The following is a 10920-nucleotide window of genomic DNA, read 5'->3' as shown; positions in this document are numbered from 1 at the left end:
AGTTTAGTACATTTTGCTGTTACCTTACTGATACTTCTAATATACAAGCGTCAGTTGTTTTTCGCGCGTTTTTGCAACGAGGCCAAGAAATCCCCAGCTAGCGTCATAATTTGTGAAATGGTAACATAATTTTATTAGCAAATAAACGTTTCAGAAAAGAGGAATTACCGTGCCAACTTTGCCGAAAGAAACCGTCAGTCAGAAAAGGAACCACCCACTCCTTGCCATTTCAGCCATTGCCGCGATGACTTTCCTCGGCATTCTGATTGAAACTTCAATGAACGTGACTTTTCCAACCTTGATGAAACAGTTTCATGTCTCCCTCAGCACGGTTCAATGGGTGACCACCGGCTACTTACTCACGGTGGCGTTGTTGATGTTGGTTTCTGCATTTCTCAAGCGTCGTTTCAAAAATAAGCAATTATTTGGCTGCGCTGTCTTACTCTTTATGGTCGGCGACATCATGTGTGCTTTGGCCCCAACCTATTGGTTTCTATTGGCTGGGCGGCTTGTTCAAGCTGGCTGCGTCGGGATTTCTGCGCCATTGATGAATAACATTATTTTGGAACTTGTGCCCCGAAACAAACTTGGAACTTACATGGGGTTTGCTAACTTGATCCTGATTGTGGCGCCTGCACTTGGACCTACATTTGGCGGGGCAGTTGTGTCACTGGCTGACTGGCGGATGATTTTCTGGGGGACCTTACCGTTTGCGGTTGTTTTCCTGATCCTGGGAATGATTGCCATCGAGCAGTATAGCCCAACCGAAAAGTATCCGTTTGATTGGCTGCGGTTTGGCCTATTATCAGTTGCGATGATTATGTTGCTAATGGGGATGAACGCGCTGACCTTGCCAAATGGCATCTGGCATTTCACAGCGGATATCTCCGTGACTGTCCTGATGTTGGCGTTGTTTATCTGGCGGTCGAGACATAGTCATAAAGCATTATTTAGGTTGACGGTCTTTAAGCGGCCTGCCTTCATCTACAGCTTTCTACCCTATGTGTTACTCCAATTTTCAAATTTGGGAATTAACTTTATGTTGCCAAGTTATGTTCAAATGGTCAATGGCGCCGCGGCCTTTCTTGGCGGTTTGATTTTATTCCCCGGTAGCGTGCTGAATGCAGCAGGCCAACCATTTTATGGCATCATGTTGGATCGTTATGGCGACAAATTACCCCTCTACTTGGGAAATACGTTCTATTTTGTCATGATGGGCTGCTTCGCGATTTTTGCCCGTCAAATGTCTATCTTGTGGGTGACCATCTTCTATGCGATATACGCGGGTGGCCGAGCCATGGCCTTTGGTAATACAATGACTTACGGCTTAAAAAATCTCATCCAGCAGGAACAAAATGATGCGAATGCCCTTTATGGTACGGGTCAGCAAATTGCTGGCTCGATTGGAACAACCGTGATGGCAGTGTTCATGACGGCTTCTAACTCAGCTGGTTTATCAATGGCCCAAAACGTCGCCAGGGGCACCCAGATGGCATTTGTGATGTTGGCCCTGATTGGCTTGCTAAATTATTGGCTGTATTGGCGGTTATTTAAATTCACTAATTGAAGCTAACCTGCAAAAACAATCTAAGATTAGTCAGCAAAGCGTTTACAAATGCAACTTGGTTTTCCCTTCTGATATTGATAAAACTTGCGCCAAACGGCTGATCCCGGCCATTTAACAAAAATGACCAACTATTCCAAAATCAGGAATAATTGGTCATTTTCGTTAAATTCTGGGATCAAAACGCCGATTGTCCCAATCTGTTGATTTTATAATCCATACTATATTGAAGACAACTAAGTCCGATAACGAGTTAGGCTCCCGTGGAGGGCTTTCCACATGACGGCTGTCGTTGTCAAAACCAGTAAAACGGCAATCGTGGCAATGACAAACAATGCAGTAAAAGAAGATAGTTCAATAATCATGCCGCCAAATAATGGCCCAATGGCCCGACCAGCCGATGCGTATGATTGGATCAACCCTTGGTAACGCCCCTTCGCTTCGATAGGGGTTAAGACGTTAACCAGCGCCGGAATGGTCGGCAACGCGGTGGCTTCACCAATTGTTAGAATGACCATTGCGAGGACAAACATTGGATAGGTTTTGGCAAAAATCAGGGTAATAAAAGAAACGGCAAACATTGAAAAGCCAAAGAAAATTTGCATAATCAGATTCTCATGATACCTGGCAATCCAGTTAATGATGATTTGGCTGACCACGATTAAGCCGGCATTGATTGTCCAGAGAAAACTGTAGTTGCGCAGTGGAATCCCCAAGCCGGTCATGTAGACGGACAAGTTGGAAACCCATTGTTGATACATAATCCAAATAATAAATAATGACAGAAAGAAAGTTGTCAGAATAGTCGCATTTGCCTTGGGAAGATGCTTGGTATTCCAAGAAGTCTTTTCAGTATCAGAAACTTTCTTACGGGACTCGTTGGCTGCCGGCTTGTATTTTGTAATCACGATGGCCAGGAAAATGAGGAAAAGAACACTTGCCACCACGAACATCAAGGTGACGCTGATACTATAAATAAAGCCAACTAAAGAAGTCCCAACGACAATTCCCAAATTTTGGACGAAATATAGCATGTTAAAGACATAACGGCTGTCCTTTGATTTGATACTGGTTCCAATCGAATTGACAACCGCTAAATTCCAACCAGCCGAAATACCGTTAAAAAAGAGGACGATTCCAAACATCGGCCAGCCATGGAAAAACACCAAGATGATGAGGGTAATTGTGGAGGCAACCACGCCACCCACCAAAAGATGATAGGGATTCTTTCGATCGTATAAGTAACCGCCAAGATAACTGCCAAGGACGCTGGCAAGGGAGTTAAAAAGTAAAACAACCCCGATCATGGTTAAGGACACGCCAAGCCGATTATGCAAGTAAACGCTGGTTAACGGCCAGACAAAACTCATCCCGATACTGCTAAATAGGGCCCCGGTAACCAGCCACCGGAAACTCATTTCTTTGTTGGTCATCTGATGGACCTCCTTAATCTGATTTTGAGCACCGTGTCCCATTGTATCAAAAAAGTGGGTGGTGTGGGGGAACAACTTGTGGGTCATTAACGGTTATCTGCCAACGCTATTTGATGGACTTACTAATTTAAATCACATATGATGAGGGTGTTTAAAGGAATATGAGATTTCATTATGGGAGGAATTATCTATGGCTGTAGACGGATCACTTTATCATACAGAAGTTGTTAACGAACACGGTCTAACGGGCCAAAGTTACGTTCGGGGAAATGAAGGTCTTGCACTTGGCGTCAGCAGTTCACTGATGGATAGCCCCGGCACCAACCCGGAACAGTTTATCGGGTTTGCGTTGAGTACCTGTTTTAACGCAACAATTGGTATTGTCGAGCGCCAACATCGCATTAAGCCTGATAGTATTATTCATACAGCAGTTGATATTGTGAAGGATACCAAGGGATATAAGTTTATCGTTCGCTGCCAGATTTTGTTCCATGATTTGGACAATGACCAGGCCCAACAAATGGTTGATGAAGCATTGGATCAGTGCCCGGTGGCAAAGCTCTTGAAGGCCAACGAGAACGTGACATTTAAAATTGTTGATCAGTTTGAATTTTAGTGCATTGACCAATTAGGCCATTAAACCCAGAAAGTTTAGGGCAAAAGGCGTTTTGATTCCAACATTTAAGGGGGTCAGAACGTTTTTATTTTTCTTCTTTTCGGACCAGACAGAATCTGATTTTGATTTGTTGTTTGGAATAAAGTTGTGTACAATCTAGTTACGAAAGGAGGCGGTGCTTTGAAAACAACAACCCGGTGGTCGACGCGGTGGCCTGAACGAATTAGTTATGGGTTAAGTGATGCCGCGGATAACTTGATTTTTCAAATGATGACAACCTATCTCTTATTCTTTTATACCGATGTGTATGGATTGTCGCCAAGTGCCGCCGCAATTCTGTTTATCGTTGCGCGAGTGGCTGACGTTTTCGAAAGCTTTATTATTGGCTTAATGATTGATCACACCCATTCACGATTCGGAAAAAGCCGGCCGTTTTTCCTGTGGTGCGCCGTTCCCTACGTCGCGTTTGCCATCTTAACTTTTGTAACGCCCAATTTTTCCTACCCAGGTAAAGTGGCTTGGGCGTATGTGACTTACCTTGGGTTGGGCTTTCTTTATACGGCGGTGAACCTGCCGATTACGTCGATTTTACCGACAATGTCTCAAAACACCCGAGAACTAACCTTGCTTGGGGTGATCCGCCAGTTCTTCGGTAGTTCAATCCAAATTGTTGTAGCGGTATTTACGTTGCCTTTGGTTGCGCTATTTGGCCATGGTGATCAGCAGCGGGGATTCTTGGGAACGATTATTCTATTTGGCATCATTTCGCTGATTTTGATTATTAATACGTTTGTTCACGTCCGGGAACGGTTTGCCAACCCTAAGATTGCGCATCAACCGTTAAAAGTGGTGTTGTCGATGCTTAAACATAATCAGCCGTGGATTGTTATTTCGATCGTTATTTTTTTATATTGGCTGGTAACGGCAATCAAGAACCAAACGACCATTTATTATTTTAAATATACAGTTGGTAAGGTCGGGATGGTGCCGTTGGTGAATAGTTTTACGTTGGCCGCATTGATTGGCGTCCTGTTGATTTTAAGAATGACAGACGTTAACAGTAAAAAGTCAGTCATGCTGCAAGGCATTCTGGTGGCGTTGGTGGGGCAGACGGTAATTGCTGTTGGGGTTTATCTGAACTTAATGGCAGTTTTGTTCGCCGGCGTTTTTATTAATTCAATTGGCAATGGGATTATCATTGGCCTAGTCTCAATTATGATTGCTGACACCATTCGCTACGGGGCCAGCCTGGGAATTCAGTCCGAAGGGATTATGGCTTCAACCGATGATTTCGGCGTGAACCTGGGTCTGGGCCTCGGTGGCTTAATCACCGCCGGCTTGTTTCACGTATCTGGTTATGTTGCTAATCGACCGCAAAATTCAGAAACCCTTTTGATGATTAATCTCAATTATGTCTGGCTGCCGCTATTGATTTATGGGGCAATGTACCTGATCTTGCGTCTGTACGATGAAGAGCGGATTATTAAGGAGATTAAAGGTTAAACAAGTAATGGCAAAGCAAAATAAGGTTTCAAAAAAAGACACCAGCCACAAAATTGCGGTCGATGTCTTTTTGCATACACGTATTTAGTTATTAATCATCATAACTCAAAGTAGCAGGGCGGGAGAAACCAACCACGTGCCACCAAGGTGAGTAAACATTTTCAGTAATCACACCGCGGTTTTGGGAATCGATCATTCGACCGTTACCAATGTACATACCAACGTGTGAGATGCTGTGCTTGCTGCCGCCAAAGTATACTAAATCGCCTTTTTGGATATTCTTCTTAGAAACTTTTTTGGTTCCATTGTATTGGGCTTGGGCGGTTCTAGGAATTGACTTCTTGATTGACTTCTTGTAAACGTACTTGGTGAAGCCTGAGCAATCAAAATGGGTAGGACCAACGGCACCGTATACATAACGGGAACCAAGATGCTTCTTAGCTTCGTTATAAACCTTTGAATACGAAGGATCGGTACTATCTGCACTGGCGCTGGTTGCGGCTGAATAAGCAGCAACGGCGAAGGCAAATAATGCAACGAACAATAAGAATGGTTTTAAGACTGATTTAATAGCTTTGTGTGTCACGATTATAATATTCCCCTTTTTTAAAATTCTTTAGTTAGAAACGTATGCTTTATTAGCAGTAATGTAATTGCCGTTCGATAATTCAAAGCGATAAGCGCCATGATCAGACTTGCTTACGGCTTTAACGGTTAATTTCTTACCAGCAGCTAATTTAGAAACGCGCGATTTAAAATTGACATCGTTATATTGGTAAATGTTTCTGGTCGTTGTGACCTGCTTACTTGATGGTACCGAAGTGAAGTAGGTTGGTTTTGCCTGATCGGCAGATGATTGCTTGAGCCATGAATTGACGGTTTTACTATCAACGATCTTGCTCAAATCAACATTGCCGGTAATGCCACTCAGGCGGCCCTTTGATGTGTATTGCCAAAGGTCGGTTGAAACGTCTGGCTTTTGTGAGTAGTTAGCGATCCAAGAACCATCAAACTTCGAATAGTTGATCTTATACGTATGAACGTAACTTTGATATGAGTAGTAAACAATCGGCTTGTTAGTCAACTTGCGCATCGTGCTTAACCAAGCATTGACGTAAGATTGTTCAGAACCCTTTCCTTTGCGGTGTTCGTTGTCCAACACGTAAAACCTGGTTTTGGAACTGGAACGCTTGTAAAAGTCCTTTGCTTCTTTTTTAGCATCGGCAACGCTTGAGAATTCTGCGTAACCATATTGGCCAAATGGTACTTTATATTTGTAGGCGCCGTTAGCGTTTATATCTTTTTTAGTATCAATCCGGAAATCCGCATCCCCAGTGTCACCATGTTGAACCCGGATGATTGCAAATTTTAAGTCTTTAGATGCCTTACTCCAATTAATGTTTCCTTGGTATTGTGAGACATCGGCAATTTTTGTTTTGCTGGCAGATACGTTCGTGCTAATCGTAAATGCTGCCATTGCCCCCATTAACAGGCCGGCTATTTTCTTAAAAGTTAAATTCATTTAATAGTCCTCCTTTAAAGCTACAAGAAGTATTATAGGGGAAGAATGCTACCAAACAGTCTCAATAGTGTTTCATAAAGGTTAAAGAAAATTTCATTGCTTCATAAAGCCCCTGTGAATGCCGTGCTAATGGGAACTATATCCTTATAATTAATTGCTATAATGCGTTATATTCTTCACATTTGATCAATTTAGATGCAGGTTACGGGAAAAATGTCAAAAATAACGCCTTTTATTACAAGTTAAGGCGGTTAAATGTAACATTTGGTTAAAATTCTATAATTGTTGGTTAAAATGAGCACCAATTCAGCAACCGCCGATTAGGGAATGTATACTAAATTTGGACAGAAGTGGGTGAACCCAACGATCTAAGCGCTTCAAATAAAGAATAGAAAGTTGAATTCTAATGTTACGAAGGGATTTTTTCACACATAAAGTTTTATATGTTATTGGGGCAATTGTTGCACCGGTTTTATTGATGAGCATGTTGTTTCTGGTGCTTCATCTTGCGCCGTTTGGTGGTCGAAATCTGTTAATCAGTGACCTTTCCACCCAGTATTTGCAATTTTTCGCAGAACTTCGCCGCCAGCTGCTACACCTGTCGTTTTCCAGCTATTCATTTCTAATTTCAATTGGTGATAGTTTAGTGCCAATTTATTCCTACTATCTATTGAGTCCGCTGAATTTAATAATTGTCCTGTTCAAGCCGGGTCAGTTGCCGATTGCCATTGACTTGATTATTTGGATCAAGATGATTCTCAGTAGTATTTCAATGAGTCTCTTCCTTGGCAATAAATACCGATCCTATGACTTCATGGGAATTTGTGGTGGCTTAGCATATGGATTATGCGGATTTGTTTCGATGTATTTCTTTGATGTGATGTGGCTGGATGCATTGATTTGGCTGCCAATCATGATTTATGGATTGGAACGGCTATTTCATCAAAATAAGGGCGGTCTGTACGTCTTCGGGCTTACAGCCATTATTTTGACCAACTATTATATGGGTTATATTATCTGTATTTTTGCGGTGATTTACTTTATCTATTTAACCAAGCAAAGCCAGCCAAAGCGGATCCCATTAGCCCAACACATTCAGTTTCATTGGCGCAAAGGCGTTCAGTTCTTGTGGTATTCGCTGATTTCGGGGATGTTATCCGCCATTGTCCTGATTCCAACCATTATTGCGATGCTGGCAACCGGCAAGAAGGATATTTTGCCAGCTAATTTTCTACTGAAGGGGACTTTTGGGCCTAGTTTTGCGGTTAATTTGGGAGTTGGCGGAAACGACTTTGCCGGCCGGCTCGTCCACAATCCCAGCATCTTCACTGGTTCGTTATTCATTGTGGCCGGAGTGGCGTACTTCTTTTCTAAGCGAGTCGATCAGCGAAATAAGCAGGCATCCGGGCTGTTGCTTGGGAGTATTTTCCTCGGCATGTGGCTGCTGCCATTGAATACGTTTTGGCACATGCTGCAACCACCGGCAGGCTTCCCGTTCCGGATGGTGTTTCTATTTAGTTTTGCCCTCATCATGGTGGCTTATGAAGGTTATCTGCAGGGCGTCTTCCATGAAAAAAAGGTGGTGGCATTTTCAGCTGTTGGGGTCGGAGTTGCGATTACGATTGGGTATATTTTTGCCAATATATTCCAGCAGAAGATGGGGATGTACACGTTCAAAATCCCTCAGTTAATGGTTCGAAATTTTGTTTACTTTTTAGCAATTGGCTTTCTGGCTGTGACAACGCTGGGAATTATTTCGGTAGCCAGCAAACATCCGGCTGCCAAGTATGTACTCATGATCACTTTGGCTTTCGAATTGATGATTAACTTCTTGATTGCCACATCCGGGGCGCCATTTGGAAATCAGCAACATTTTGAACAAACGTACGCAAAGTCCAGCCGATTGATTGGCAAAATTGAGCGGCGGGAACGGGCTAATCATCAGTTCTATCGATTGTTAGTCGTTGATCAACCATTTAGAAAACTATTTGGGGTCCCTTATAGTGGGTACAATGATTCATTTATTTTCGAAAATCATGGATTGAGCTCATATAGTTCGACGCTTAATTTTCACACTCACCATGTCTTAGCCAGCTTAGGCTTTTCAAGCCGCAATATTCGGCGGATTGACATGTTTGGCAGCACCCCGATCAGTGAACATCTACTGGCCTTGAAGTATTTCTACTATATTGGTAAGCACGAGAATTCACTGTCGGTGCAAAAAAATGTCGCAGGATTGGGCTTCATGACCAGCAATCGAATGCAACAGTTAAAGTTTGTTAAGAATGAGCCGTTTATCAATCAGAATCGGCTGGTTCAAGCCGAAATGGGCAATTCAGAACAGTATTTTAAACGACCGCGGATTATGAGCACCAGCCAGCAGACCTTCCGAGACTTTTATCAATATAAAGTGGTCTTCAGAGGGAATACGACTGGTGATCACTACTTGTATTTGCCCCATGTCAGACTTCATGGCGTCGCATTTTACATTAATGGAAGAAAGCTGTCAAATCTCTATAGTGGCTTAGGAACTGAAATGATCCCGGTGGGGAACTTGGAAAAAGGTCAAATTTCCACGATTACCATCCACTCGATCAAGGAGCTGCCGAATCCGGCTACCCACCTTGATGGGTTAAACAATGCTAAATTTGCGGGGGCAGTGCGGGTGTTGAACCGCCACGAACTCAGGTTGCAAGATAACAATCGCCTCGACTGGCATGGCGGCCATTTCAAAGGTAAAATTACCGTTCCCGATAATCGGCGGACTTTGCTGTTAAGTATTCCGTATGACAAAGGGTGGCACCTCAAAGTTGACGGTAAAAGTCAGCCGGTAAAGAAGGTGGCTTCTGGGTTTGTCGGAGCTGAATTATCTCCAGGGAGCCATCGAGTGGCGTTTAACTACCAAATTAGAGGATTGCTAGCCGGAATTGGCGTAGCAACTGTTGGGGTAGTCTTATTGATTGGTACGGCAGTTTTTAAAAGGATCCGTCACTGAATGTAAATCATTTTCAGATATTGTGAAAGTAATTTTCTCGGATAATAAAAGATTGAATAATTATCAGTGCTGATATTAAGGGATTGGTAGCGCAATCTTTTTCATAATTAAACTTGCTCAGTAAATTAACCAAAAAACTTGATACAAATGTCTTGCGAAAATTCTTTTCAGATAATATAATGTTCCTGTAAGAGTTAGCAGTTAACTAGTATATTAGATGAAAGAGGTATGATTGCTTATGCAAATCGGTATGATTGGTCTTGGAAAAATGGGTCTTAACCTGGTTAAGAACATAATTCGTAACGGTAATGAAGTGGTTGCATTTGATTTGAATCCGGATAATGTTAAGTTAGCTCAGGAGGCTGGGGCAACCCCGGCTTCAAGTAATGAAGATCTTGTTAACAAGTTAAGTGCCCCTCGCACTGTTTGGATCATGGTACCTGCAGGCAAGCCAACTGACTCGACTGTTAATGAACTCGTTGGTTTTCTATCAGCCGGCGACTATTTGATCGATGGTGGTAATTCATACTACGAAGACTCAATCAGACATAATAAAATTGCCGAAGAAAAAGGAATCAACTTCTTTGACTGCGGGACTTCCGGTGGTAAGAATGGTGCCTTGAACGGTGGTAACTTTATGATCGGTGGGCCAAGTGCCGAGAAGTTTGAACATTTGAAGCCGCTCTTCGAAGATATCTCACTTAAAGACGGTTATCTATATACTGGTAAGCCAGGTTCCGGCCATTATTTGAAGATGGTCCACAACGGAATTGAGTACGGCATGATGGAAGCAATTGGTGAGGGTTATGATGTTTTGGACCACAGCCCATACGATTATGATAACGAAGCCGTTGCCAAAGTTTGGGTCAATGGTTCAGTGATCCGTGGCTGGCTCATGGAATTGGCTCAAGAAGCATTTGCCAATGATGCTAATTTGGATCAGATTACTGGCAAGATGTTCTCATCAGGTGAAGGTAAGTGGACGGTTCAGGAAGCCTTAAAGCAAGGTATCCCAGTCCCAGTTATTACTGATTCACTTTATGCTCGTCAACGTTCAGAAGAAAAAGATACATTTACAGGAAAAGTTGTGTCAGCATTGCGCCACGGATTTGGTGGCCATGCGATGGATATGAAGAAATAGAGCGCGAAAAGAAGCGGTTAGACGCGGTTATATAAAGGCCCCACATTAAAATCCTGGTTTGGGATTTTGATGTGGGGCCTTTATATATTGAGACAAACTATATTACGTCAAGAGAAAACTTGGGATTCTTTTTTTATCTAGATTAA

General features: G+C 42.8%; 8 protein-coding genes. 5 read left to right on the top strand and 3 right to left on the bottom strand.

The annotated features are described in order from the left end of the window. The first annotated feature begins 244 nt into the window (after positions 1-244). Positions 245-1567, top strand: coding sequence for an MFS transporter (locus FD12_RS01730; RefSeq protein ID WP_082622129.1), 1323 nt, complete (start codon positions 245-247; stop codon positions 1565-1567). Between the two features lie 233 nt (positions 1568-1800). Here FD12_RS01730 and FD12_RS01725 read toward each other — a convergent pair whose 3' ends face one another. Continuing rightward, positions 1801-2997 carry an MDR family MFS transporter gene (locus FD12_RS01725; protein ID WP_056981346.1) on the bottom strand — a complete coding sequence of 399 codons (1197 nt, stop codon included), beginning with the start codon at positions 2995-2997 and terminating at the stop codon, positions 1801-1803. Between the two features lie 190 nt (positions 2998-3187). Here FD12_RS01725 and FD12_RS01720 point away from each other — a divergent pair, with 190 nt between their 5' ends. Both FD12_RS01720 and FD12_RS01715 read left to right on the top strand, forming a co-directional pair. Continuing rightward, on the top strand, positions 3188-3613 hold the full coding sequence (locus FD12_RS01720) for an OsmC family protein (protein ID WP_054749025.1): 426 nt from the start codon (positions 3188-3190) through the stop codon (positions 3611-3613). A 180-nt stretch (positions 3614-3793) separates the two neighbouring features. Continuing rightward, the gene (locus FD12_RS01715) at positions 3794-5116 is read left to right on the top strand and encodes an MFS transporter (protein WP_056981343.1); all 1323 of its coding nucleotides are present in this window, start codon (positions 3794-3796) and stop codon (positions 5114-5116) included. A 91-nt stretch (positions 5117-5207) separates the two neighbouring features. Here FD12_RS01715 and FD12_RS01710 read toward each other — a convergent pair whose 3' ends face one another. Both FD12_RS01710 and FD12_RS01705 read right to left on the bottom strand, forming a co-directional pair. Next, positions 5208-5702, bottom strand: a complete 495-nt coding sequence (locus FD12_RS01710) for a C40 family peptidase (RefSeq protein ID WP_054749024.1) — start codon at positions 5700-5702, stop codon at positions 5208-5210. 30 nt (positions 5703-5732) lie between these two features. Beyond that, on the bottom strand, positions 5733-6638 hold the full coding sequence (locus FD12_RS01705) for a DUF5776 domain-containing protein (RefSeq protein ID WP_056981341.1): 906 nt from the start codon (positions 6636-6638) through the stop codon (positions 5733-5735). Between the two features lie 406 nt (positions 6639-7044). Between FD12_RS01705 and FD12_RS01700 the strand changes: the two genes are divergently transcribed. After that, complete coding sequence (locus tag FD12_RS01700) at positions 7045-9633, top strand: YfhO family protein (protein WP_056981340.1); 2589 nt, start codon at positions 7045-7047, stop codon at positions 9631-9633. A gap of 238 nt (positions 9634-9871) precedes the next feature. Beyond that, a complete protein-coding gene (gene gnd, locus FD12_RS01695; RefSeq protein ID WP_056981338.1) occupies positions 9872-10774 on the top strand; it encodes a phosphogluconate dehydrogenase (NAD(+)-dependent, decarboxylating) in 903 nt (300 codons plus the stop codon). Positions 10775-10920: the final 146 nt, after the last annotated feature.

The sequence above is a fragment of the Lentilactobacillus rapi DSM 19907 = JCM 15042 genome, from assembly GCF_001436255.1.
In the GTDB taxonomy this organism is placed as follows: Bacteria; Bacillota; Bacilli; order Lactobacillales; family Lactobacillaceae; genus Lentilactobacillus; species Lentilactobacillus rapi.
The sequence above is the reverse complement of the archived record's forward strand: the minus strand, read 5'-3'. Positions and strand labels throughout refer to the sequence as shown.

Coding starts and splice junctions, on each gene's coding strand:
- FD12_RS01705 (WP_056981341.1), bottom strand. CDS start 6,638: ATGAATTTAACTTTTAAGAAAATAGCCGGCCTGTTAATGGGGGCAATG.
- FD12_RS01730 (WP_082622129.1), top strand. CDS start 245: ATGACTTTCCTCGGCATTCTGATTGAAACTTCAATGAACGTGACTTTT.
- FD12_RS01700 (WP_056981340.1), top strand. CDS start 7,045: ATGTTACGAAGGGATTTTTTCACACATAAAGTTTTATATGTTATTGGG.
- FD12_RS01725 (WP_056981346.1), bottom strand. CDS start 2,997: ATGACCAACAAAGAAATGAGTTTCCGGTGGCTGGTTACCGGGGCCCTA.
- FD12_RS01720 (WP_054749025.1), top strand. CDS start 3,188: ATGGCTGTAGACGGATCACTTTATCATACAGAAGTTGTTAACGAACAC.
- gnd (WP_056981338.1), top strand. CDS start 9,872: ATGCAAATCGGTATGATTGGTCTTGGAAAAATGGGTCTTAACCTGGTT.